This window comes from Arthrobacter sp. BGA-UO-ETr-C19 (genome assembly GCF_059568005.1).
In genome coordinates this window covers 212,631-236,314 of sequence record NZ_JCAQPC010000024.1, presented here as the reverse complement: position 1 = coordinate 236,314, position 23,684 = coordinate 212,631, and the positions used below count along the sequence as shown (strand labels likewise).

General features: G+C 68.8%; 17 protein-coding genes. 12 read left to right on the top strand and 5 right to left on the bottom strand.

The window, feature by feature from the left end; genetic code table 11:
• Positions 1 to 71 precede the first annotated feature (71 nt).
• The gene (locus tag AC57BR_RS19980; protein WP_496363749.1) at positions 72 to 884 is read right to left on the bottom strand and encodes an SGNH/GDSL hydrolase family protein; all 813 of its coding nucleotides are present in this window, start codon (positions 882 to 884) and stop codon (positions 72 to 74) included.
• Between the two features lie 282 nt (positions 885 to 1,166).
• Here AC57BR_RS19980 and AC57BR_RS19975 point away from each other — a divergent pair, with 282 nt between their 5' ends.
• Positions 1,167 to 2,129 carry a hypothetical protein gene (locus AC57BR_RS19975; RefSeq protein WP_496363747.1) on the top strand — a complete coding sequence of 321 codons (963 nt, stop codon included), beginning with the start codon at positions 1,167 to 1,169 and terminating at the stop codon, positions 2,127 to 2,129.
• Positions 2,130 to 2,227: 98 nt separating this feature from the next.
• Positions 2,228 to 2,701, top strand: coding sequence for a hypothetical protein (locus tag AC57BR_RS19970; RefSeq protein ID WP_496363745.1), 474 nt, complete (start codon positions 2,228 to 2,230; stop codon positions 2,699 to 2,701).
• Positions 2,702 to 3,248: 547 nt separating this feature from the next.
• On the opposite strand, the gene AC57BR_RS19965 is transcribed toward AC57BR_RS19970, so the two are convergent.
• Positions 3,249 to 3,929, bottom strand: coding sequence for a hypothetical protein (locus AC57BR_RS19965; RefSeq protein WP_496363743.1), 681 nt, complete (start codon positions 3,927 to 3,929; stop codon positions 3,249 to 3,251).
• A 781-nt stretch (positions 3,930 to 4,710) separates the two neighbouring features.
• Here AC57BR_RS19965 and AC57BR_RS19960 point away from each other — a divergent pair.
• The 9 genes from AC57BR_RS19960 (at position 4,711) to AC57BR_RS19920 (ending at position 17,217) form a co-directional block, all read left to right on the top strand.
• Positions 4,711 to 5,763, top strand: coding sequence for a LacI family DNA-binding transcriptional regulator (locus tag AC57BR_RS19960; RefSeq protein ID WP_496363741.1), 1,053 nt, complete (start codon positions 4,711 to 4,713; stop codon positions 5,761 to 5,763).
• Positions 5,763 to 6,758 carry an aldo/keto reductase family protein gene (locus tag AC57BR_RS19955; protein WP_496363739.1) on the top strand — a complete coding sequence of 332 codons (996 nt, stop codon included), beginning with the start codon at positions 5,763 to 5,765 and terminating at the stop codon, positions 6,756 to 6,758. Before AC57BR_RS19960 ends, AC57BR_RS19955 begins: the two co-directional genes overlap by 1 nt.
• Before the next feature lie 841 nt (positions 6,759 to 7,599).
• Entirely contained in the window at positions 7,600 to 8,874 is a 1,275-nt protein-coding gene (locus AC57BR_RS19950) for a glycosyltransferase family protein (RefSeq protein ID WP_496363737.1), read from the top strand.
• Positions 8,861 to 10,111, top strand: a complete 1,251-nt coding sequence (locus AC57BR_RS19945) for a glycosyltransferase family 4 protein (RefSeq protein WP_496363735.1) — start codon at positions 8,861 to 8,863, stop codon at positions 10,109 to 10,111. Before AC57BR_RS19950 ends, AC57BR_RS19945 begins: the two co-directional genes overlap by 14 nt.
• The gene (locus AC57BR_RS19940) at positions 10,111 to 11,271 is read left to right on the top strand and encodes a glycosyltransferase family 4 protein (protein WP_496363733.1); all 1,161 of its coding nucleotides are present in this window, start codon (positions 10,111 to 10,113) and stop codon (positions 11,269 to 11,271) included. The genes AC57BR_RS19945 and AC57BR_RS19940 overlap by 1 nt, the downstream gene beginning before the upstream one ends.
• Before the next feature lies 1 nt (position 11,272).
• A complete protein-coding gene (locus tag AC57BR_RS19935) occupies positions 11,273 to 13,183 on the top strand; it encodes an ABC transporter ATP-binding protein (protein ID WP_496363731.1) in 1,911 nt (636 codons plus the stop codon).
• On the top strand, positions 13,180 to 14,523 hold the full coding sequence (locus AC57BR_RS19930; protein ID WP_496363729.1) for an aminoglycoside phosphotransferase family protein: 1,344 nt from the start codon (positions 13,180 to 13,182) through the stop codon (positions 14,521 to 14,523). Before AC57BR_RS19935 ends, AC57BR_RS19930 begins: the two co-directional genes overlap by 4 nt.
• The gene (locus tag AC57BR_RS19925) at positions 14,520 to 15,683 is read left to right on the top strand and encodes a hypothetical protein (RefSeq protein ID WP_496363727.1); all 1,164 of its coding nucleotides are present in this window, start codon (positions 14,520 to 14,522) and stop codon (positions 15,681 to 15,683) included. Before AC57BR_RS19930 ends, AC57BR_RS19925 begins: the two co-directional genes overlap by 4 nt.
• Position 15,684: 1 nt before the next feature.
• On the top strand, positions 15,685 to 17,217 hold the full coding sequence (locus AC57BR_RS19920; RefSeq protein WP_496363725.1) for a UDP-glucose dehydrogenase family protein: 1,533 nt from the start codon (positions 15,685 to 15,687) through the stop codon (positions 17,215 to 17,217).
• Between the two features lie 57 nt (positions 17,218 to 17,274).
• On the opposite strand, the gene AC57BR_RS19915 is transcribed toward AC57BR_RS19920, so the two are convergent.
• Together AC57BR_RS19915 and AC57BR_RS19910 are read right to left on the bottom strand one after the other, a co-directional pair.
• Positions 17,275 to 17,808, bottom strand: coding sequence for a hypothetical protein (locus tag AC57BR_RS19915; protein ID WP_496363723.1), 534 nt, complete (start codon positions 17,806 to 17,808; stop codon positions 17,275 to 17,277).
• A gap of 43 nt (positions 17,809 to 17,851) precedes the next feature.
• Positions 17,852 to 19,543, bottom strand: a complete 1,692-nt coding sequence (locus tag AC57BR_RS19910; RefSeq protein WP_496363721.1) for a hypothetical protein — start codon at positions 19,541 to 19,543, stop codon at positions 17,852 to 17,854.
• A 447-nt stretch (positions 19,544 to 19,990) separates the two neighbouring features.
• Here AC57BR_RS19910 and AC57BR_RS19905 point away from each other — a divergent pair, with 447 nt between their 5' ends.
• On the top strand, positions 19,991 to 22,573 hold the full coding sequence (locus AC57BR_RS19905) for a bifunctional lysylphosphatidylglycerol flippase/synthetase MprF (RefSeq protein WP_496363719.1): 2,583 nt from the start codon (positions 19,991 to 19,993) through the stop codon (positions 22,571 to 22,573).
• Between the two features lie 73 nt (positions 22,574 to 22,646).
• Here the strand turns inward: AC57BR_RS19905 and AC57BR_RS19900 are convergent, their stop codons facing one another.
• Entirely contained in the window at positions 22,647 to 23,393 is a 747-nt protein-coding gene (locus AC57BR_RS19900) for an SDR family NAD(P)-dependent oxidoreductase (RefSeq protein ID WP_496363717.1), read from the bottom strand.
• Positions 23,394 to 23,684 lie beyond the last annotated feature (291 nt).

The window sequence follows — 23,684 nt, the reverse complement described above, 5'->3', positions numbered from 1 at the left end:
ACCAGACCCGGGCACACGCCGCACCACCCGCCGTCGTACTTTCCCCCCACAGACGCCGGGCGTACAGGCGCCTACGCCAGGAATTCAGCTACGGCCTTCACCGCCACGGTCCGCACGGCGTAGACCGGGGCGAACACCGGCCGCTTCGGCAACAGGGGCTCCGGGGCCGGATGATCGTGGACGAGCGGCAGCGGAATGCGCTGCGGCGCGATGCGCTGCCACGCCCACGGCAGGAAATAGTTCCGCGCCCAGGCGATGTCCCCGGCACGGGCGTCGCGCCAGTTGCTGCGCGGCAGGGCCTTCGGTTCCAGGGGCTGCAGCGAGTGCGCAACCTGCAGGGTGTCCAGCACCTGCATGGCAATGGTGTGGTGGCCCAACGGGGAGAAGTGCAGGCGGTCAGGATCCCACATCTGCGGATCCCTGAGTCCAGGCAGCGTCCACAGGTCCACCAGCAGGCAGTGGTGTGCAGCGGCGACAATGCGGATGTTCTCGTTGAAGATGGCTATCCGGGAGCGGCTCCGCCCCAGGATCGGCGTACGCCGCCAGTCCGGCCCGGCGAACAGCATGATGGTGGCACCGGTGGCACTGAGCCGTTCGACGCCGGCCTCCAGCTTGGCGGCCAGCTTGTCCGGATCGGTCCGGTGGAACACCATGTCGTTGCCGCCGGCCGACAGCGTTATCAGGTCCGGCTTCAGCTGCAGTGCTGGTTCCGTCTGCTGGTCAAGAATCTGGCCCAGGAGCAGGCCACGGATGGCCAGGTTGGCGTAGGCAAAATCCGTCCGCCCCGCGCTGAGCTCCTCTGCCACCCGGTCCGCCCAGCCCCGGAGCCCTCCGGCGCAGCGTTCCTCGGGGTCGCCAACACCCTCGGTAAACGAATCTCCCATTGCCACATACCGGCTCCAAGGGTGTGGGGCCGTTGCGTCCGCAGCGGAGTTTCGGGGTCCAAATCGGCCGATGTTTTTCATCGCCTCGTCCTCTCCCTTACGCCCCCGGCGCGGTACGCCTGCGGCGTTATCCAAGGAACGTCCGAACCCTCCGGGAAATTCCTGAAAGTTTCAGCATCTGTGAAAATTTTCCGCATCGGGCGGTTAATCCATTCGGTGTATTATTTACCTGCCCGCTCATTTGCGCGCCACCCCGACCGCCGCTGCACGCAAGGAGCCACCGTGAGCCTGCCCGACCAGACGCGTCCCCTTCAGCAAACAAAGCGAATACTCGCCGCGGATGCCGCCCTGGCGTGGCTGCTCGGGATCCTGGCCGGACTGCTCGGCCTGGCGCCGTGGCTGATCACCGGGGCGCAGCTGCCGCTGCAGAACTCGTGGGCCACCGAGGTCCTGCCGGAGCAGATGCCGATCTCGCTGCTGCCGCTGAGCCAGTACCAACTCACCACCCTCGTGGCCCTCCTCACCGCGGGCGGCGCAATGGCCGGACGCGCCGTCCGCATCTGGCAGCCGGCCCGACGGCGCCTGGTGGTGTGGTGCGCGGCGTCCGGCGTTCTTGCGGTACAGTTCTCGGCCGCCGTCCAGTCGTTCACGGTGCTCGACGGCGGCCTGACGGACGGGGCGCTGGCGAGGATCTACTTCGCCGGCCTGCTGGCCGGCGTCATCGCGTGCATCGCGGCGGGCCTCGTGGCGTTCGCCCTCCTCGCGTCGAGATCACGGGCCCTGGCTGCGCTGGGCGCCGGACTCGTGGCGGTGCCGTTCACGTCTTGGGCTGGGGAGTGGGTTGCCGGCTTCGTCGGGCAGACCAACATCCCCACTGCGGTGCCGACGGTGGCGCGCTGGGTCCCGTCGATCATCGTCGGCTGTGCCTTGGCTTGGTGCGGCCTTCGTCCTGCGCGGCGCGCCGTCGTGTGGCTCGCCGACCTGGCCCTGTTATGGGTGGTGCCGGCCCTGTTCATCTCCGTCAGCTACGTCCTCGGGACGCGGGCGATGGCGGGCGACCTGCAGGAGATGCTGCTGATGAGCCGGCAAATCCTGGCGGCAACCCTTGGCCCGGCCGGAGGAGCTCTTCCCACAGTCCTGCTGGCCCTGGCCATCGCACTGGCGGGGCTGGGCCTCCGGTCTGTTGCCGCCCGCCGTCAGTCCGGCGCGGGGGCTGGCAACGGGACCGGCAACACGGTCGGCTAAGGGGGCCGGCAACGGGGCGGCAGCACCCCATAGGCCACCAGCTCTCCGGATGTTAGATTCGAGGTGCCCGCGCCTCTCTGACCTGCAAGGAGATTCCCGTGTTGCTGATCGGCGGCCTTCCGGCCCACATTCTTTTGGTCCACGGCGTCGTCGTCTTCGGGCCTCTGGCCGGGCTCGGCGCCGTCATCTACGGCCTGGCCGGCCGGACCCGCCGATATCTCGCCTGGCCACTGGGCGTACTGGCACTGATCCTTGCCCCGCTGGCATTCATCACCGCCCAGGCCGGCGAGCAGCTGCAGTCAACCCGGGGCGCCACGGACGCCATCCAGGCCCACGCCCGGCAGGGCGACATCCTGAAGGTGACCGCCATCGTCTTCTTCTTCCTCGTTCTGTTGATGCTCGCCGCAACCTTCACGCCGCTGGCCGACCGCATTCCAGCGCTGGCCGCACTCCAGCGTTCCCGTCCCGCCCGTGTCGTAGCGCTGGCTCTAGGCGTGCTCGCTGGCCTCTTCGTGATCTACCAAAGCGTGATCACCGGTCACTCAGGCTCGTTCTCCGTGTGGGGCGGGTAGCTCCGCTACGCATTGTCCCCGCCACGCTCGCGGTCCCGCCGGGCCAGCCATTATCGCGGGCGGGGACCGACGGCGGGCTGGGTGAGCCTTCAGTCATGGGGACCATCGGACTCGTCCGCCGCCGGCCTGCTTTCAGATTACGCCCCCAGGTTGCAGGCACGCGGGGGATGCTTGAGGCGCCGGATGACGGGGAAGGTGACCGTTGGGGCCCCCAAGGTGATCCCACCTTTTCCCAAGGCCCGAGAGACAAGGTTGCCTTACTCAGAACAGGTCAGCTGTCAGGGCAAGATGGCTGGTCCGATCGCCCGGCCCGGAATGTTCCCCATGCTTTCCGGGCCTGGCGGAAAGGCTTCGGCTTCCCGAATGTACGCGGACGTACCGCCGAGCTTCGGCACGCCAAAGGTTTTTCCAAGGTTGGCGTGCGAGTATTTTGCTTGCCGGACACTCGACTGCCGCGCGACAACCGGCATGGCACCGGGAACGGCGGAGCCCTCCCCGGACCCGGTGCCTTAACGGCAGCCGGCCCCTGCTTCGGCAGGCCGGAGTTTCAGACCCCCGCCCAGCGGCGGAGCGTGCTGTTGATCAGGCCGATGAGGACGGCCGTCCACCAGCAGGCCTGCGAAATGCTGAGTGCGACCATCAGCCTGAACCGCAGCCTGCGGCCGAGTTCGCCGAAGCGGGTGTCTGTGGGCAGGGCCAGCAGCTGGTGCATGGCCGGCGCGATGCTCAGGCCGTTGAGCATGAGCACCAGGACACAGGCGAGCTTGATGACCGTGACCGGGTTGGTCAGATCGGGGTCGATCAGGGCGCCCGACACCAGCAGCAAGGCCAGCCCGCCCCAGATCAGCGGCTTCGCGGCGGCCTCCAGCTTCCCGGACTCGTGCATCTGCACCTTGCCCAGCAGCCACAGCAAACCCAGCCAGTCGACAACCAGAATGGTGCCGAAGGAAAGCACCAGGGCAAGGATGTGCACGGCGAGCCCGATCCGGTGCAGTTCCGGACCGCAGTCAACGAAGTGACCCACCAGCAGCGAAGCCGTCCAGCCTGCCGTGCACAAGGCTCCGAGCATAACCAAGCGGATCCGCCGGCTTTTCCGGCTGGCCGGGGCATGGTTGGTCTGCGGTTCGTGAATGGGCGGTTCGTGAATGGACTGCGGTTCGTGAATGGGCGGTTCGTGAATGGACTGCGGTGCGCCGGGCGGAGCCGGGGCAGGTGCTGCTGGGGACATGCTGCTGCCTTTCAGGGACGCCGGCGGACCGGCGGGTGCGACCGTGCTGCGATACACGGCCGCCATGCGAGGGGAGAGTGGAGGTACTTAGTTAGGTAAACCTAAATTGGGAGATTACAGCCCGGGATCAGAAATAGGCAAACAAAATGTTCGCTAATTTCTCCACCGCTTGTTCTATGTGGCGCCGCGCCCCTCGGCTCGGGCGCTCATGATGGAGCAGCCCCCTACCGGTTAACGGCGATGTACCCCGACGGAGGGAGCGGCGGAAGCGGCCTCCGCGCAAGCGGCGCCGGAGGGACGCCCGCTCCCATGTCGACCACGATGCCAGGCAAGACAGTCGCCGGAGGTTTGGCGCAGGCTTCATTCCAGACCTGTCCACCAGACAGTGCGAGCACCGGAACGCACAGCAGCAGCAGAAGCCCCTTCCTCATCACACTGCCCTCCGCTCGCCTTGGCCCTCCACGGCGCCCTCCACGGCACCCTCCCCCTCGCCGACGCGAGTCACGCGGGGCCCAGGAATCAGCCTCGCCGCCGCACCATGGAGAAAAGGCACGGAAGCGGCCCCCCATCCATGGTTGGCCGGCCCCTTCCGGGGGTGCCGCCGTCGGGTTTTCCTAGGCATCAAGTAACCGCCGCCTTGGGTATCCGGGGTGGCGTGCATCAGCGGCAGCGCATCAACACAAGCGCTTGCGGGAGGTGAGAAAGCGATCCCTTTTTCACCAGCGATTTTGTTGTGCAAGCGCTTGTGCAGTGTGACGTGGGTCCCGTACTGTAGCTTGCTGTGACGGCGAAGATTGAAGAGGTTGCGGAGCGGGCGGGAGTGGCCGTGTCCACGGTATCCCGGGCGCTGCGTGACCTTCCCGGCGTCTCGCCGGCAACCCGCCAGCGGATCAAGGACATAGCGGCCGAGACCGGGTACCTGGCGTCGCCGAATGCGGCACGGCTGGCGACCGGCGTGACAGGCACCATCGCCGTGATCGTCCCGGATGCCACCAAGTGGTTTTTTGGCCAGGTCATTTCCGGTGCCGGCGGGGCGCTCCGGGCCGCCGGGCGGGACGTGCTGCTGTACGAGCTCGGAGATGCCGACGGGCGCCGGCGCTTCTTCGGGGGACAGACACTCCGGGGGCGCGCCGATGCCGTCCTGGTGCTTTCGCTGCGGTTGTCGGAGGAAGAGACCCACAGCCTGCGCGCCCTCGGTCTTCCGGTAGTCCTGCTCGGGCAGGGCTCCGACGTCTTCGGCAGCGTGCGCGTTGACGACCGGGCGGCCGCCCGTAGCGCCGTCCGGCACCTGATCAATCTGGGTCACCGCCGGATCGGACTGATCGGAATCGACGACGCCGAAGAGGTCACCGTTGGCAGCACACCTCCAGTTTCGAGACTGGCCGGGTACCGCCAATCGCTGCTGGCCGCGGGGATTCCCCTGGACGAGGGGCTCGAACAGTTCGGAGCCAATTCCGTGGCCGGCGGGGCGGAGGCCATGACCCGGCTCCTTTCCGCGTCCGGGATGCCGACCGCGGTTTTTGTTGGATCGGACGAGATGGCCTTCGGTGCCCTCGGGGCGGTGCGCGCTGCCGGAATGACCGTTCCACGGGACATCTCCTTCGTTGGCTTCGACAACCACGACCTTTCGGAAGTCATGGACCTGACCACCATCGACCAGAACATCCGGGGGCAGGGGGAAGCAGCCGCCCAACTGCTGCTCGAAACCCTCAGCGCCGCACCCGGGGCGGCCCCGGCGAACCGAACCATCGACACCCGGCTGGTACTGCGGCGAACCACCGCACCGCCGTCGTTCACTTCAACCATCTCCACTGAGGGCAAGGAAGAGACCTAATGGAATACCGCAAGCTCGGATCATCCGGAATGTACATCAGCGCGCTGGCCTACGGTAACTGGGTCACCCACGGCGAACAGATCGACCAGGACGCCGCAACCGCCTGCGTGCGGAAGGCGCTGGACCTGGGCATCACCACCTTCGACACGGCCGACGCCTACGCGGGCACCCGCGCTGAAAGCGCGCTCGGCGAGGCACTGCGCGGCACCCGCCGCGAAAGCCTTGAGATCTTCACCAAGGTCTACTTCCCCACCGGGGAGGGCAAGAACGACCGAGGGCTGTCCCGCAAACACATCATGGAATCCATCAACGGGTCCCTGGCGAGGCTGGGCACCGAGTACGTGGACCTCTACCAGGCCCACCGCTACGACTACGAGACACCGCTCGAGGAGACGATGCAGGCCTTCGCCGACGTCGTCCGGGCCGGCAAGGCCCACTACATCGGCGTCTCGGAATGGACCGTCGATGAAATCCGGGCCGGAGCCGCCCTGTCCAAGGAGCTCGGTATCCAGCTGATCTCCAACCAGCCGCAGTACTCGATGCTCTGGCGCGTCATCGAGGAGGAAGTGGTCCCCGCCAGCGTGGAGCTCGGCATCGGCCAGATCTGCTGGTCCCCGCTCGCCCAGGGCATCCTCACCGGCAAGTACCTTCCGGGTCAGGCCGCCCCGGCGCAGTCCCGGTTCGCGGCCGAGGACGGGTCGCTGAAGGAAAACCGCTACCTCACCGAGGACATCCTCGAACGTGTCCAGCAGCTGAAACCCCTTGCGGATGAGGCCGGCCTGTCCATGGCCGGGCTCGCCGTGGCCTGGGTGTTGCAGAACAGCAATGTCTCCGCCGCCATCGTCGGGGCGTCCCGGCCCGAACAGCTCGAAGACAACGCCAAGGCAGCCGGGGTCACGCTCGACGAAGCCCTCATGACCAAGATCGACGAGCTGCTGGACCCCGTGGCCGAACGCGACCCGCAGAAGGTCGAATCCTTCAAGGAACGCCCCTAGCAGTCCCGAGTTTTTGTACAGATATTCGCCGCTAAAGGCCCTCGAAGTCCGATTATCTGTACAAAAACTCGGTCCGATCCGGGAAACGGGTCCCTCAGCCCGCACCTCAACCGACGGCCTCAACGCACCGCTGACGCCCTAGCCCGGCAAAGATAGCCGGCACGGCCCCCGAAAGCACTTGCTTCCGGGGGCCGTGTGCTGTTCTGGAGGCTGGACAGGCCCCCCGCGGTTCCGAGTTTTTGTACACATATTGGGCGCTAAGGGCCTCGGAAGTCCCATTATCTGCACAAAAACTCCATCAGCGAGGACGGCCCTGAGAGTTTGCGGGCCAGCACGCGGGCAATCTTTGACAATTCTTGGATTACTCCTGCACCTATCCTCGACGGGTTATCCCTAGCGTTGAGCCATGCAGCAACGAGCAGTCCCCGCAGTGTTCTTCAGGAGCATCTCCTCTGCAGAAATGCCGCCCTAATGTGCCACGGGCGACGCGCAAAATTCCTCTCGCGACTGGAATTCCGTACGGGCAGATTAATATGCGCGTGGCCGGACGCTCTCCGCGTCGGATGGGGCAGCCAGATCCGCCAAACCCCGCGCTGACCTCGTGTTTTGCGGGGGGACCCGTGAGTGGGTTGGGGGGCCGCGGCCCCACCCTTAAGGGCCAACCAGGGCGCAGGTTTTTCCGAATGGCGCGCTTCAATACTTCACCTGAAGCAACAGGCAGGATGCATTGCAGGCGCAAGGTTCCTAGTTTTCGTGGCTGGTTTTTCCGGGCACCAGGTCCTAATCTGGCCGCCCGGTGACAATTTTCGGATGGATTATCGGCAGGCTGTGGGGCCCGTAAATGAAGCACTTAAGAATTGTCCTGTATTCGCATGACTCACTCGGTCTAGGCCATGTGCGGCGAAACCTCGCCCTGGCCAGCGCCCTGAGCAGCCAATTGCCCGGCCTGACCGGCAGGCAGGTCACCGGTGTCCTGGTGGCCGGAACTGCCCTCGCGCCCGGGTTCCAGATCCCCAAAGGGTGGGACTGGGTGATACTGCCAGGCGTCATGAAGGGCGCGGCGGGCTACGAGCCCCGGGACCTGTCGGTCCCCCTGCAGGACCTCGTGTCGCTGCGCGGAAAGCTGCTGGATTCGCTGTTGCAGGGCTTCAGCCCCGATCTGGTGATCGTGGACCGGCACGCGACCGGCATCCACCTGGAACTCGAGGGAGCCCTGCGCCGGCTCCGTGCACGCGGGAATGCCCGGGTGGTGCTGGGGCTGCGTGAAGTGCTTGACTCCCCCGCGGCGGCGATCGCCGAGTGGGACGGCATCGGCGGTCCCCGGCGGGTCCAGGAGCTCTTTGACGCAGTCTGGATTTACGGCGACCGCTCGGTTCATGATCCCGTGTCCACCGGCGAAATCCCCTTCTCACTGCGGCGGATGGTCAGTTACACCGGGTATCTGGCAGCCGGCCGGCCGAAAGGTTCCGGAAAGCTGAAGATGCCCGGCAGGTACGTCATGACCACGGTCGGCGGCGGCGCCGACGGCTACGCGCTGGCCAGGCTGGCCGCTGCCACCCCGCTCCCCGCCGGCCTCGGGCACCTCATTGTGGCCGGACCCCAGATGCCCAAGGCGCAAAGGCGCGACCTGCGGCGGCAGGCGGGTCCCGGCGTCGTGATTGTGAAGGCACTGGAGGACATGCTGGCGCACATCAGCAACGCTGACGCGCTGGTTTCCATGGGCGGCTACAACTCCGTCTGCGAAATCCTCAGCACAGCGGTTCCGGCGCTGATCGTTCCCCGCGACCATTCCCGCGGCGAGCAGCGAATCCGGGCCGCGTCCCTCGCCGCCGCCGGGTACCTCGAACAGCAGGAACTGGCCACACTGACCCCGGACGTTCTGGCCGGCTGGATCGCCGGCCGGGCAGGCACCCGGGTGGACCGCCGGGAAGCACAACTCGACGGGCTGTCCAGGGTTCCGGTGCTGGCCGCAGACCTGCTGCAGGCACGTGAGCTGCCGGCACAGGAACTGCTCCGGCCCCTCAGCCAGCAGATCACAAGCGAGCCGATCATCAGTGCCCAGGTCAACAGCCTGGCCCAGAGTCTCCGGGGAGGTGCGACACGTGCAGCCGTCTGAGCCGGTGACCGCCTACGTCTTGAAGATGTATCCCCGCTTCTCCGAGACGTTCATTGTCTCGGAGATCCTCGCCCGGGAGGCCGCCGGCGAACGGATCGAAATCTTCGCGCTCCGCCCCACCACCGACGCCAGGTTCCACCCCGAACTGGCGCGCGTCAAAGCCCCCGTCACCTATGTTGGCCGGCCGCAGTCCACCAGCGGGGTGTGGGAAAGCTTCCGGACAGCAGCATCGGCCGGCCTGACCGACGACGTGGCACAGGCCTTCGGCGAACTCGCGGCGGCCGACCCGGACGACGCCGTCCAGGCCATCAACCTGGCCGCCGAACTGCAGCGGCGCAGCGTCCGCCACCTGCATGCGCACTTTGCCTCCGCGGCAACCGCCGTCACCCGGCTCGCCTCCCTGATCACCGGGATCCCCTATTCGTTCACGGCGCACGCAGCGGACATCTTCCGCGACACCGTCAGCCGGGACGGCCTGCGGGCAAAGCTCGCGGACGCCCATCACGTGGTCACCATCAGCGACTACAACCTCCAGTACCTGCGCCACCACTTTCCGCAGCAGGCCGAGAGGCTCCGCCTGGTGCGGAACGGCCTGGAACTCGCCCGGTTCCCCTACCGCGACCCCAGGCCCGTCGGCACCACGGTGCGGGTGGCCGCCGTCGGACGGCTCGTGGAGAAGAAGGGGTTCCAGCACCTGCTCCCGGCGCTGGCGTCGCTCGTCGGATCGGGTGCCCGGGCGGAGGTCAGGATTGCGGGCACCGGCCTGATGGCCTGCGAGTTGCAGTCCGCCATCGAGGACCTGCGGCTGACGCGCCATGTCCGGATGCTCGGCCCGCAGACCCAGGACCAGATCCACGAACTGCTGGACTGGGCCGACGTCTTCGTCGCACCCTGCATCGTGGGTTCGGACGGCAACGCCGACGGCATCCCCACCGTCCTGCTCGAGGCCATGGCCACCGGCACACCGTGCGTTTCCACGGCTGTCACGGGCATTCCGGAGGTCATCCGCGACGGCAGCACCGGCGTCCTCGTCGAACCCGGCGACCCCGCGCTGCTGGTCCAGGCGATCCGGCGGATCACCTCACCGGCGACGGACAGGACGCTGCTGGCCCGCAAGGCCCGGGCCCTCATCGAACGCGAGTACGACGCCGGGCGGCAGGCCGCTGCCCTGCGTCGCCTCTCGCTCCAGACAGTTGCGCAACGGCCGCTTTCGCCCGCACCGGAAGCGGTGGCCTGATGCGCGTCGCCTACATCTGTGCCGACCCCGGCGTCCCCGTCTTCGGCACCAAGGGTTCCTCGGTCCATGTCCAGGAGATCGTCCGGGCCTGGCGCCGGGCCGGTGCCACCGTCACCGTTTACTGCACCCGGGCCGGGACCGACCGGCCGGCCGATCTGGCCGGCCTGCCCGTCGTCGAAATCCGGCCTCAAACTGCCTCCGGGGCGGGGCGGGAGCACGCCATTCGGGAGGCGGCCGCTGCCCTGGCCCAGGCCGTGATCCGGGACGGCTGCGACGTGGTCTACGAACGCTATTCGCTGTTCAGCCCGGCCCTGGCCATGGCCGCCGGAGCCCTGCGGATCCCGGCCGTGCTGGAGGTCAACGCGCCGCTCATCGAGGAACAGCAGCAGTACCGCGAACTCCACGACGCCGCCCTGGCGGAAGGAATGCTCCTCACCAACGCCGCCACGGCCAGCGTGGTGGCCTGCGTCTCGGATCCCGTGGTGCGGTGGGTGGAGCGCCGCGTTCCCGGGGCCAGGACACTGCTGGCGCCCAACGGCGTCAACACCGGACGCATCACGCCGCGCCTCCATGGGCGGGATCATTCAGGCCGGCTGACCGTGGCTTTTGTGGGCACGCTGAAGCCCTGGCACGGCGTGGGCTACCTGCTCGAAGCCGTGGCCCAGGCCAACATCCGCACGGCCGGGCCAACGTGGCGGGCGAAGATCATTGGCGACGGACCCTGCCGGCAGGAGCTCGGGCGGACCGCCGGGCAGCTGGGCGTGGACGCCGAGTTCACCGGTGCCGTGGCCCCGGATTCCGTGCCAGGGCTGCTGCACGAATGCGACGCCGCAGCCGCGCCCTATCCGGCAGCGGAACCCGGCCGGGACGACTACTTTTCCCCGCTGAAGGTTTACGAATATCTGGCTGCGGGCCTGCCGGTGGTCGCGTCCGAGGTCGGGCAGATTCCGTCCATCCTGCAGCACGAACGCACCGGTCTCCTGGTGAAGCCGGCCGACCCCGGTGCGATTGCCGCTGCCTTGGGGCGTCTCGGTGCAGACGCCGCGCTGCGGGATCGACTGGGCACCGAGGCGAGGGCAGCCGCCGTCGGGCTTTACAGCTGGGACAGCGTCCTGGCAACCATCCGCCAAGCACTGACGTTCGAAAGGAGCGTGGCCTGACATGGGCATAAGAGCCGTCCCGAAAAGCGCCGCCCCGCAGGCCAGGCCGGAGTCCGGGCTGCGCCGCACGCTGCGCTGCGTGCGCCCGCACCTGCAGGGCCACCGGTGGCTGATGGCGGGCGGAATCTCCGCCCTGGCGTTCGACGTCGTCTTCCGCCTCATCGAGCCATGGCCGGTGAAGATGGTGGTGGACGCCGTCTCCCGCGCCTTGGGCGCGACGCTTCGCAAGCCGGGACCTTCCATGGACGCCGGTCTCCAGACGCTGCTGCTCTGCGGCGCCTTTGTGGTGGCGATCGCGCTCGGCCGGGCGGTGGCCAACTACTGGTCCGCCATCTGCTTCGCGCTGGTCGGGTCCCGGGTGGCGTCGGACCTGCGGGCCCGCGCCTTCCGCCACGTCCAGGGCCTGTCCATGCGCCACCACACCCGAGCCTCCACCGGCGACACCGTCCAGCGCCTGGTGGGCGACGTCTCCCGGCTGCAGGAAGTCGCCGTCACCGCGGGCCTGCCTCTGCTGGGCAACATGCTCACCCTGGTCCTGATGACCGGCATCCTGCTGTGGCTCGACCCTCTCCTCGCCCTGGTGGTTTTCCTGGCCGGCGGAGTGTTCGCGCTCCTCTCCCGCTCAAGCTCCGGCCGGATCACCGCCGCCGCGGGCAACTCCCGCAAGGGCGAGGGGAACCTGGCCACCACCGCGGCCCAGACCCTCGGCGCCATCCGCGAAGTCCAGGCCTACGGGCTGGAGGACACCATCAGCACCGGCTTCCGCAAAAGCAACCAGGCCACCCTTGGCACCGGCGTGGTGGCGCTGCGGCTGGCGGCCGGACTTGAACGGCGCACCGATGTCCTCATCGGCATTGCGACGGCGGTGGTCCTGGCCGGCGGCGGCTGGCGCGTCCTGGAACACGCCATTACTCCCGGCGACCTCGTGGTGTTCCTGATGTACCTGAAGACCGGGATGAAACCGCTGAAGGACCTCGCCAAACAAACCGGCAGGATCGCCCGCGCCACCGCCTCCGGCGAACGTGTCGCCGACCTCCTCGAGGCCCAGACCGACCTCCCCGAGGCTCCCCACGCCCGGCACCTGGACAGCGCCCGCCCGGACATCGTGCTGGACAACGTCTCCGCCGGCCACGGCGAAGGGACCGTGCTGCACGGGATCAGCCTCACCATCCCCGCCGGCGAACACCTCGCCATCCTCGGCCCGTCCGGTGCCGGCAAATCAACGCTGGCCAGCCTGATCCTGCGCATGATCGACCCCAGCACCGGATCCGTCCGGGTGGGCGGCGAGGACCTGCGCGATCTCAGGATCGCGTCCGTCCGCTCGCACGTGTCCATCCTGCTGCAGGACTCGGTGCTCTTCGGATCCTCGGTGCGGGACAACATCCGATTCGGCCGGCTGGACGCCACGGACCATGACATCGAGGAGGCCGCCGCCCTCGCCCAGGCCGACGGCTTCATCCGTGCCCTGCCCAACGGCTACGACACCGTGCTCGGCGAGGCCGCGAAGGACCTCTCCGGCGGCCAGCGGCAACGGATCGCCATCGCCCGCGCAATCCTCCGGCAGGCGCCCATCGTCATCCTCGACGAGGCCACCGCCGGGCTGGACCCCGTCGCCCGGAACTCCGTCCTGCAGGCCCTCGCCGCCCTCACCCGGGACCGGACCTCCATCACGATCACCCACGATGCCCATTCCGCCCGCTCCTGCGACCGGGTGGTCTGGCTGGAACACGGCCGCATCATCGAAGCGGGGCGTCCCGACGAACTGCTCCGGGACCCGCGCTCGCGGTTCGCGCGGTGGATGGAGGAGCAGGGCCTTGGTGCCCCTAACCGGCTCGGCGGCCCCGGCGTTCCGGCCGTGGCCGGTGCTGGTGCTCTGGCTGCCTCGGACGCCGTCGGGGTGGAAGGGCCATGATCACCCTGGCACCCGGCTCGACGCAGGCCGAACGGTCCCTCGCCCGCCGCGACGCCGCGCTACCCGGCCTCCCCTGGCTGCTGGACAACGGCCGCCTCTCCGAACTTCTCGGCGAAACCGTCCGCGTCACCCGCGTCCGCTATAAGCCGGGCACCTCCCTGCTGGTGGCGTTCCGCCGCCGGCGCAACGGCAGCTTCGACTACGGCTGGGCCATGACCCGCACCCCGGCCGGCGGCGGCAAACTCCTCGAACGCGAACACACCGTCCGCAGCCGCGGCGGGGACATGCGCGTCCTCCGGCCGGACCCTAGGGATCCAGACACGCTGGTGGCAGTGGGCGGCGTGGAGGACGACTGGGCCCTGCACAAGAACATCACCTGGTTGCACAGGAACGGCACCGAGCGACTGGGCCTTCGCCACCGGCCGGGCACTGCCCTGCTGGCCGGCAGCAGCGTGCTGCGCTACAAGCCGGAACGGCGACTGGTCCTTCTCGCCCACAAGGCGAGCACCGCCGTCGTGATTAAGACGGCGGCCAAGCCCGCCGGCACCGGGCAGCAAACCCAGTTCCTGAACCGGCTCCGCCACCACGGCGTCCCCCTCCTGCCGCAGCTCGCCGACGCCGAATGCCTCGCCCACGGCATCAGCGCCAGCACCGCGTGGGGCACCGGCGACCTCGCGGCGCGCGGCAACGGCACCGACACCCGCACCGCCGCCTACACGGCCGGTCAGGCCCTCGCCGCACTCCACTGCATTCCCGTCGCCGCCGATCCGCCCGGTCCGGTCGCCGATCCGGCAGGCAGCTGGCGTGAAGACGTCGCGGCGCAGCTGAAGGCCACGCGCGCCATGGTTTCCGCGCTGCTGCCGGAACTGGAACCACTGGCCCGGGACCTCGAAACCAGGCTCACTGCCCTGCTGCTTGACCGGCCCCGGAAAGCACCGGTCCTGGTCCACGGGGACTTCTCCCCCGACCAGGTGCTGGTGGGAGATTCAGAGGTGCGCCTGATCGACTTCGACCGGGCGGCCACCGGGACCGTGGAGGCCGACCTGGGGTCGTTCGCCGCCGCCGAAGAGGCCGTACGTCCTGTGTCCGACGGCGCTGGGTTCGACGGGGGCCCTGTCAGTGGCGCCCCAGCCGGGGGTGCCCCCGCCGGGGGAGCCAAGACGGCGCTGCTCGCCGAAGGCTATCTCGACGCCGGGGGACGGTTTTCGCAGTCCGCCGTGGATGCCTGGGCAGCCTACCGGCTCTTCAACAGCAGCGTTGATCCCTTCCGCGACCGGTCCCCCGAGTGGGCCGCCGACATGTCCTGGCACCTGAGCCGGGCAAAGGAGCTGATCCCATGACCTGGCATCCGCCTGTCCCCCGCCGGGTAACCGACGCCGCCGGCAGCGCCTGGACAGTCCAGCGGGCATGGCCGGGAACATCGCCGGGCTCTTACGTCCTGGAAGTCCGTTCCCGGGACCGGCCGGGCGTCCTGGCGGGTCACTTCAATAACGGCGCGTTCGAGGCCATCACGGTGGACGACCCCCGCCTCCCCGCCCTCGCGGTCGAGTCCGCCAAGGGTGAGATCGTGGTGCACCGCGCCCACAAACGGGCCGTCCTCCGCGCCCCCGATGCCTACATCAAGGTCTTCCGGCCCGGCCGTGCTCTCGCCGCAGCCGCCAGCCACAGCATCACCGGCGCTGCGCTAACCGAGGGTGGCTTCAACACTCCGCGGCTGGTCAGCGCCGGCCCCGACGTCCTTGTCTTCTGCCGCCTTGTGGGCCTGTCCTTCTACGAGCTCGGCCACAGCCAGACGGGAATCACCGACGCTTCCTACGCCGCCATGTGGGCGCGGTGGTCCCGCGCCTGGGCAGGAACCGTGGCCGCCGCTGGCAGCGGCGCATTTCAGGGCAGCGTGCAGCAGCTTCCGCTCCGCGATGCCGGGAAAGAGGCCGCAAGCCTGCAGCGCTGGGTGGATCACTGGCTGCGGCACAGCGAGGGCATCGCCGAAGCGGCTCCGGCCCGCGCCGCGCTCCTCGCGCAGGCGCAGGCAGTCACCGAGACCCTGCTCAACACAGGGCCGGACCCCGTGGGCTGGGCCCACGGCGATCTGCACGACAAGCAGATGCTCGGGGGCCAGATGCTCGTTGGCGGTGGCTCCTCCAGCAAAACAGCCGCGAGGTCCGCAGCTCCCGGGCTGCTGGATTTTGATGAGTCCTGCCGAGCCGAAGCCGCCCTGGACCTGGCCAACCTGGACGTGCACCTGGAACTGAGATGGCGGCAAAACCTGCTCACCACCCGCCGCTACGCCATTGCCCACGCGGCGGTCGTGTCCGCGGCCGAACGCCTGCACGTTAGCCCGCACCGCTTCTCCGCCTACGCCGCGTCCACCCGGCTCCGGCTGGCCTGCCTCTATTCCTTCCGGCCGCCGTGGGGCGCCGACGCCGCCAGCTACCTCGTCGCTGGTGACCTCCCCGCCCAGGGCCCGGCCCTGCCCGAACGAACCCCGATAGGAGCCTGACATGAAGAACCCGCCAACCGCGGCCACGAACTCCCCGTCCGACCAGCCCGAGCATGAACCGTCCGACCTCTCCCACCCGGCGGGACTTCCGGCGGGATCACCGGCGGGATCACCGGCCGCTGGCCTGTCGCTGTCCGTTGTCGGCACCGGGTACCTTGGCGCCACGCACGCCGTGTGCATGGCGCTGCTGGGGCACCGCGTGGTGGGGATCGACGTCGACAAGAACAAGATCCGTTCACTGGCCAGCGGAACACTGCCGTTCTACGAACCCGGACTGCAGGAACTGCTCCGCCGGATGCTGGACAGCGGCAGGCTGAGCTTCACCACCGACTTCACCGCCGCCGCCGGCGCTGACATCCATTTCCTGTGCGTCGGAACCCCGCAAATGCCCGACTCGCCCGCCGCCGACCTCCGCTTCCTGGACGCCGCCCTCGCCCGGCTCGCACCCCACCTGGACACGGACTGCCTCGTCGCCGGCAAATCCACCGTACCGGTCGGCACCGCCGACCGGCTCACCCGGTTCCTGCACCTGAACGCCCCCGCAGGCGCCCGGGCCGAACTCGCCTGGAACCCCGAATTCCTCCGCGAAGGCCACGCCGTCCAGGACACCCTGCACCCGGACCGGCTCGTGTTCGGCGTCGCCTCCGGGCACGCCCGGGCACTCCTCGCGGCCTGCTACGGGCCCGTCATCGCCAACGGCACACCAGTGGTGGTCACCGACCTCCCCACCGCCGAACTCGTCAAAGCCGCCGCCAACTCCTTCCTGGCCACCAAAATCTCCTACATCAACGCCATGGCCGAAATCTGCGAAGCCACCGGCGCCGACGTCAACCAACTCGCCACCGCCCTCTCCCACGACACCCGCATCGGCAGCCAATTCCTCACCCCCGGCCTCGGCTTCGGCGGCGGCTGCCTGCCCAAAGACATCCGCGCCTTCACCCACCGCGCCAAAGAACTCGGCGTCGGACACGCCGTCGGCTTCCTTAGGGAAGTCGACGCCATCAACCAACGCCGCCGCCAACGCACCGTGGACCTCATCACCGAAATGGCCTGCGGAGACCTCGCCGGCGTGCACGTCACCGTCCTCGGCGCAGCCTTCAAACCCAACTCCGACGACATCCGCGACGCCCCCGCCCTCGACGTCGCCCGCATGCTCCACCAAGCCGGCGCCAACGTCACCGTCCACGACCCCAAAGCCATGGACAACGCCCGCCGCGCCTACCCCGACCTCACCTACGCCGACACCCTCGAAACCGCCGTCACCGGCGCCGAAATCGTCGCACTCCTCACCGAATGGGACCTCTACCGCCAAGCCGACCCCACCAAACTCGGCGCCCTCGTACAACGGCGGAACATCGTCGACGGCCGCCACGCACTCAACGCCAACGCCTACCGCGCCGCCGGCTGGGACTACCGCGCCCTCGGCGCCCCCAACAAACTGCCGGACCGGGTTCCGGAGCCAGCTGCGCCGGCGGCAATGTCTGCATCGGCGCCATTGTCGTTACCGGTTCAGGAACCACTCGTGATGCTCTGATGCTGTTCCGGGGCCAGGGTTCGCTTCTAACCGAGCGGACCCCCGGGTTCGACAGGCTCAACCAGCGACGCCCAGCGAGATGGTCAGGTCCGTCTGCGCCGCCGAGTGGTCCCTGTTCCGGGCCACCATCACGATGGAGTACCGGCCCTTCCGCAGCTGCGCGCTGCCGGTCCGGGTGAAGCCGTTCGACTCGTAAAGCACTTTCGCCGCCGCGAGCACCTCGTCCGCGCCGCCCGGCATGGTCAGCAGCACGGTCCACGCTCCGGCAGTCCCGCCCGAACCCTGCAGCTGGCCCAGCGGAACCGGAACGTCAGCCGGCCAGCCGGCGGGCAGGGCCGGTACCGTGCGGGCACCCTCCCCGCCCTCGCCGTCTGAACCGTTTCCCTCCAGGCCACGACGCCGGCCGCCGGTCTGAGCGGGCGGCCCGCCCGCCGTCGTACTCCCGTTAACGGCAGACGGCGCCGGGACGGGAGCCGACGGCTGGCCCGTCGCCGGCGCCCCGGATAACCGTGGTGCCGTTACCGGCGCCGCGCTGCAGCCTGCGAGCGCGGCCGTGGCGAGGACCGCCGAAGCGAGTCCCCGCCACAGCATCCCTCGCCTCGGAAACGCGGGGCGGTTCATGTGTGTTGGCCGGTCACCACGGCGACGGCACCAGGGCCGCAGCGTTTCCGGTGCCCTCGCCGTTCACCAGGAACGGCAGGTGCCAGAGGTCGTTCGGCACGATCGGATCGCCCGGCTTCACGTTCTCCGGGAAGATGTACTCGAAGACGGGTGCGATGTACTGCCCCGGCTGGAGCCCGTTGGCCCGGGTGGGCGCGTTCTTGAAGCAGGCGTCCAGGGCTGCCTGGTTGATCGTTGTGGTGCTGACGTTCACCGGTGTCGGCAGGCACAGGCTGCGCACGCCCACCCGGACGGTCCGGTCCGGCTGGCTCAGCAGCCCGTTGGGCGCCTTGGTGGCCCGCAGACGGGCCCGCTGCGGCTGGGCCCCGGTGTTCTGCGTGGTGATGCCGCCGGTGGGGCCGCTGATCGGAACGCCGTTCTCGCCGGTCATTTCAAACGGCGTGATCCAGCGGTTGCGCACCGAGCCGTCCGTGTTGCGGTCCTCGTAGTAGATGTCGACGGCGGTCTTGACGTCCGTGGTTTCGGCCTCAAGGAAGATGCGGTCCTGGGTTTCCTGTGCTGCCCCGTTGGCCGCCGTTGCCAGCGGATCCGCGGTGCCGACGCCGAACTCGCCGATGGCCAGGTAGCTGGGCTGGGTGCCGGGCTGGGTGTAGATGCCCAGATTGGCCTCCACGGTGTGGGCGGAGATGTAGTCCTCGGTGCCGTGGATGAGCGTGCCCGAGTAGTCCACGGTGTCGCCCACCTCAAACGGTGCCTGCTGCGACGGGTCCGGGCCCGTCGTCGGAAGTCCGGTGAAGGCCGGCATCACGTACTGCGAGCAGTACTTCTGGCCCGGCGCCGGGGCGCTGAGTTCGCCGCTGGCCGGCAGGGCGACGCCGGCGATGCTGAAGTTGCGGCAGCCCGGGGCGAGGGGCCGGTTCTTCTGCGGGCAGAGCGGGTCGTCCTTCACGCTGGGGTCCGTACGCGGGATGCACAAGGGGTAGCCGGTGGCGGCATGGACGGTGGGGTTGTCCTGGTCCACGCTGAAGCGGTTGTCCGGCGACTGGCCGTTGCTGAACCGGCCCGTGTCCGCGCCGGCGCTGTCGTGCAGGCCGGGGATCTTGGGGTCGTTCAGCTGCACGGTCAGGGTGCCGCCGGCCGCGTTGGCGATTTTCAGGGCGCCGTTGGCGTAGTCGATCGCGGTGATTTCGCCGCGGCCGGTGTTGGCCGACTGCTGGGAGACGAAGGCCAGGCCGGCGATGTGCTTGGTTCCGGCGATGTTGCCGACTGCCCTCAGCTCCAGGCCGTCGGTGGCCAGCGGCGCGCTTCCGCCGGTGCCGTGGACGAAGTCGGCCCAGCTCAGCGTGTTGGCCGGCATCTGGACGATCAGGTTGCAGGGAATGGTGATGACGACGCCGTTGATGGTGACGGTGCCGCCGAAGTCAGCCGGGTCAGCCGTGGGGCAGGCAGCGCCGTCGACGGTGGCGTTGCGGGCCAGGCCGGTGTCATCGAAGCCGTGCAGCTGCGCGGCGGGAACGGAGAAGGCCGGGGTGGGCAGCGTGGGCACCACCCACGGGGAGACGATCCCCTTGGGCGGCTTGGCTGTTCCGCCACCGCCACCTTTGGCCAGGGCGGTGCCGACCCCGCCGGTGGCGATCAGGCCGGCGGCGGCACAAAGGATGGTGAGTTGGCGAAGCGTTTTCGGACGAACGTTGGTGGTCCTCATGGCTGGTCCTTTCGGAAGTGCCGTTGTTCCTGGGCGGGACGTGCAGGAACGGGGTTCCTGCGCTCATGAGGGGTGCGGTGCGTGCGGTGGGTGCGATGCTCGGGTGCGTGGCCCGCGCGCGGTGCGGGCCGACGTCGGACGTTCTGTTTGCCGGGGCAGCAAAGGCAACATTTGGTTGCCGAGGCCAACCATCTCTCCTGGCGCTTGGAAAAAACCTGTGCCGTTTCCTGCTCGTCCCCCGGCTGGGTGGTGGGACGACCCGCCAAATTGAGGGCCCCAGGAACTCCTGGCCCAACTGACTCGCAGTAAATGTCGTTTTGAGCGCTCAAAACGACAACAACTGCGAGTCAGTTGGGGCTTCGCCCATGGATCACGACGGCGGCCGCGGGTGTGTTCCAGAGCGGGTGTGGAACAATCGAAGAGCCCTTTGAAAGGAGCCCTTCACCCATGCGGCAGCCGGACCAGGGACGACGGGTACCCGCCGGCTACCGGACACCCGCCGGGTGGGCCCGGGTGCTGCGCGGCTCCCCCGCCACCCTCACTTTCGTGGTTCTGTTCTGGGCTGCCGGCGCACTGTCGGCCAGCCTCCGCTCCGGGCCGCCGTCTTTTCTTCTGCCCCATGTTGCGGCCACCTCACACGCGGTTCCGGACCACTGGTACGCACTGCTGCTCTCCGCGTTCTGGGAGCGGGACTTGGCGGGATATGTGGTGGGCACACTCGTGCTGCTTCTGGCCGGGCTACCGCTGGAGCGCCGCGTCGGATCCCTGAAATTCGCTGCGGCGGCGCTGGCCGGGCACGTGCTGGGGATCGTGGCGACGCTCGGGTTCCTCGCCGCGGCCCGCGGCCTGATGGGGAGCTGGATCCGGGACCTGAGCGGGCACTTCTTCCTGGGCCCGAGCGCCCTGGCCTCCGCTGCTGCGATGGCCGCGACCGCGGCCCTCTCCACCCTGTGGCGGCGCCGGGTCCGCGTGGTCCTGCTCGCCGTGCTGCTGCTGTTTGCGATGTATGCCGGAGGCGTCGAGGACCTCGTCCGGCTCGGGGCGGCCGCGGCAGGAGGGCTGCTGGGCCCGATGCTGCTGGGCCGGCGGCCGCGCTTCGGCAGGCCCGCCGTCTCCCGGCACGAGGCCAGGATTCTGGTGGCGCTGCTCCTGACGGTCGCGGCGGTCGGTCCGGTGATTGCGGGACTGGCGCCGCACGCCGTCGGACCTCTTTCCGTGCTGAAGTTCCTTTTCACCAACATCCAGCCGGTGGACCCCGCGGCACTGCAGGCGTCCTGTTCCCGCCCGGCCGGCCTCAGGGACTGCGCGGCCGCGCAGCTGCAACTGCGGGCCGGTGCGGGCGGGATTTTCATGGCCATCCTGCCCTCGTTCCTGCTGCTCCTGTTCGCGGACGGGCTGCGGCGCGGGCGGCGGTTCGCCTGGGCGGGTGCGCTGCTGATCCAGGCCTCGCTGTCCTTGCTGGCCGCCGTTACCATTGCCGGCGTCCTGCTGCCGCCGCCTGGTCCAGGTTTGCCCGCCCGCGAGGGTGTGGGCGGGATCGAGCTATCGGGCTATTCACACCCGCTCAGCCTGGTGCTGCCGATGCTCCTGCCCGTCTTCCTGACGGTGCTCCTGCTGGCCGGCCGGAACCTGTTCCCGGTGCGTGCGCCGCACGGAACGTACCTGCGGCTGGCGCGCCGGGTGGTGGTGGCCCTGGTTCTGCTGGGCCTTCTGTATGTGGGCCTGGGACTGGCCCTGGCCGGCGGATTCACTCCCGCGCCCGGGCTCCTTCAGCTTCTGGCCGACGTTCCGGACAGGTTCCTTCCCCTCGGCTTCCTGGTGGACCGCTCACCGGCGTTCTTCCCCGAAAGCACCGCCGCCGTCGTCCTTTACGAAAGTATCGGCGTCGTATTCTGGGCGTGGACCGGATTCCTGCTGCTCCGGACGTTCCTGCGTCCGGCACACGGCCGGCACAGCGCGGACGAGGAGCGGGCCCGGCGCATCCTGAAGGCGCACGGCGGCGGTTCGCTCTCCTGGATGACCACGTGGAGCGGGAACAGCTACTGGTTCTCCGGATCGAGCTTCATCGCGTACCGGGTGCTCAGCGGGGTGGCTGTGGCGCTCGGGCCGCCAGTGGGTCCGCAAGCTGACCGGGAAGCCGCGTTCACGGAGTTCGCCCGGCACTGCAGGTTCAGCGGGTGGACGCCGTGCTTCTACTTCGTGTCTGAGGAACTCCGCGGCCTGGCCGGGTCTCTGGGGTGGGGCTCGGTACAGGTGGCACAGGAAACCGTGCTGCGGCTGGACGAGGTGTCCTTCCGCGGCAAGAAATTCCAGGACATCCGCACCGCACTGAACCGGGCGGCCAAGGCAGGCATCCGCGCCGAGTGGACCACGTTTGCCCGCGCGCCGATCGCCGTGCAGGCCCAGATCGAGGCGATTTCCGAGGAGTGGGTGGCGGACAAGAAGGTCCCGGAGATGGGCTTCACGCTGGGCAGCCTCGATGAACTGGACGACCCCGAGGTCCGCTGCCTGCTGGCCATCGATGCCGATCACACCCTGCATGCGGTGGCGTCATGGCTGCCGGTGTACCGCAACGGATACGTGGTGGGCTGGACGCTCGACTTCATGCGGCGGCGCGGCGACGGCTTCCGGGCGAGCATCGACTTCCTCATCGCCTCCGCCGCGCTGAGCCTGCAGGACGAGGGGTGCGAGTTCATGAGCCTTTCCGGGGCGCCGCTGGCACGGGTGCCGTCGTCCTCCCCGGCCGGCGGGTCCGACGTCGGGTCCCCGCGTTCTGTGGGAACAGACGCGAACGGCGGCCTGGACCGGATGCTCGACTGGCTCGGCGCGGCCTTGGAACCTGTTTACGGCTTCCGTTCCCTGCTGGCATTCAAGGCCAAATTCAAACCGGACTACGAACCCATGTACCTGCTTTACCCCGACGCAGCCGCCCTGCCAGCGATCGCCAACGCCATCACCCGGGCCTACCTTCCCTCGATCAACCTGGGCCAGGGCCTGACCCTGGTGCGGGGCCTGCTCACCCGCCGCTAACCCAACTGGGTAGCAGCTGAGGGCGTTCCCAGCGCTGAGAACGCCCTCAGCTGCGACCTACCTGGGCCGGAGGCTACGGGAGCGCGAAACCGGTGTGCCGCTCCAGCGCGTGGAGCAGCTCAGCCTGGAACGCCGCGTCGTTCACGGCCGGGTGGGGCTGCCGGCGCTGCTGGTGGAACCAATAGCCTTCGGAGACGCGGTCCTCCGCCGCTTCCCGGGTGGCGAGCCACACCTGCGTGACGTGCCCCAGCTCCAGGTCATCGGGCGCGCCGCGTCCGCCCATGCGGGTGGGTACCCAGCCGGGATCCACCGCGTTGCTGTCGACGTCCGGCCACCGGTTCGCCACCGCGGCCGAGAACGCGGTGACGTACAGCTTGCTGTCCGAGTAGGCGGCCGGCCGCCTGGCCGCGTTCGTCCAGTCGATTCCCTGGAGGTCAGGCGTGCCGGACCGGTGCATGCCGCTGCTGATGTACACGACCCGGCGGGGCCGGGCCAGCGGCCGAGCCATGAGCGCGGTCAGAACGTAAGGCGCGACGGTGTTCACCGAAAAAATCTGGCTGCCGCTGTACACCCCGGCGTTATGGATGACGGCATCGAACGGGCCGTACTGGTCTGCCTGCTCGGCCACATGCTCCGTCTCGGTGAGGTCGGCCAGATCCCCGACGACGGTCCCGAGGGCCCGGTCCCGGACCTCGCCGGCGTCCGCGAGCCGCGACTCCGTCCTGGCGTGCAGCACCACTTCATGGCCCTGCTGAATCAGAGCCCTGGCAGCGTTGAGCCCGAGTCCGCCGGCAGAACCGGTGATGAATATTCTCGCCACTCCGTGCTCCGTTCCGCGCTCGCCGACCAGTCCGCCTGGTCTCACAGTAAACGGTGCATCCCGGCGTCTGGCAGGCCCTGACAGGGCCTCCCACGTTTCATGGCGGTGTCCCTAGAGTGGATACCAACAAGTCCACTGCTGCGCACCGGCCGGGAAATTGCCGCGCAAAACAGGGAAGAGACTTGGGGGTCCCTGTGGTTACCCCTTACAGCAGGGTCTGCCTCACGCCACGGCGCTGGGGTTAAGTGGATGAAAGAAAAGGCCGATCCCTTTCATCCACGGCCCGCTCCA

What these genes read in the sequence shown, in the direction of transcription:
- AC57BR_RS19980 (WP_496363749.1), bottom strand. Translation starts at nt 884, where the DNA reads ATGGGAGATTCGTTTACCGAGGGTGTTGGCGACCCCGAGGAACGCTGC.
- AC57BR_RS19965 (WP_496363743.1), bottom strand. Translation starts at nt 3,929, where the DNA reads ATGTCCCCAGCAGCACCTGCCCCGGCTCCGCCCGGCGCACCGCAGTCC.
- AC57BR_RS19955 (WP_496363739.1), top strand. Translation starts at nt 5,763, where the DNA reads ATGGAATACCGCAAGCTCGGATCATCCGGAATGTACATCAGCGCGCTG.
- AC57BR_RS19950 (WP_496363737.1), top strand. Translation starts at nt 7,600, where the DNA reads ATGAAGCACTTAAGAATTGTCCTGTATTCGCATGACTCACTCGGTCTA.
- AC57BR_RS19940 (WP_496363733.1), top strand. Translation starts at nt 10,111, where the DNA reads ATGCGCGTCGCCTACATCTGTGCCGACCCCGGCGTCCCCGTCTTCGGC.
- AC57BR_RS19935 (WP_496363731.1), top strand. Translation starts at nt 11,273, where the DNA reads ATGGGCATAAGAGCCGTCCCGAAAAGCGCCGCCCCGCAGGCCAGGCCG.
- AC57BR_RS19930 (WP_496363729.1), top strand. Translation starts at nt 13,180, where the DNA reads ATGATCACCCTGGCACCCGGCTCGACGCAGGCCGAACGGTCCCTCGCC.
- AC57BR_RS19925 (WP_496363727.1), top strand. Translation starts at nt 14,520, where the DNA reads ATGACCTGGCATCCGCCTGTCCCCCGCCGGGTAACCGACGCCGCCGGC.
- AC57BR_RS19920 (WP_496363725.1), top strand. Translation starts at nt 15,685, where the DNA reads ATGAAGAACCCGCCAACCGCGGCCACGAACTCCCCGTCCGACCAGCCC.
- AC57BR_RS19915 (WP_496363723.1), bottom strand. Translation starts at nt 17,808, where the DNA reads ATGCTGTGGCGGGGACTCGCTTCGGCGGTCCTCGCCACGGCCGCGCTC.
- AC57BR_RS19910 (WP_496363721.1), bottom strand. Translation starts at nt 19,543, where the DNA reads ATGAGGACCACCAACGTTCGTCCGAAAACGCTTCGCCAACTCACCATC.
- AC57BR_RS19905 (WP_496363719.1), top strand. Translation starts at nt 19,991, where the DNA reads ATGCGGCAGCCGGACCAGGGACGACGGGTACCCGCCGGCTACCGGACA.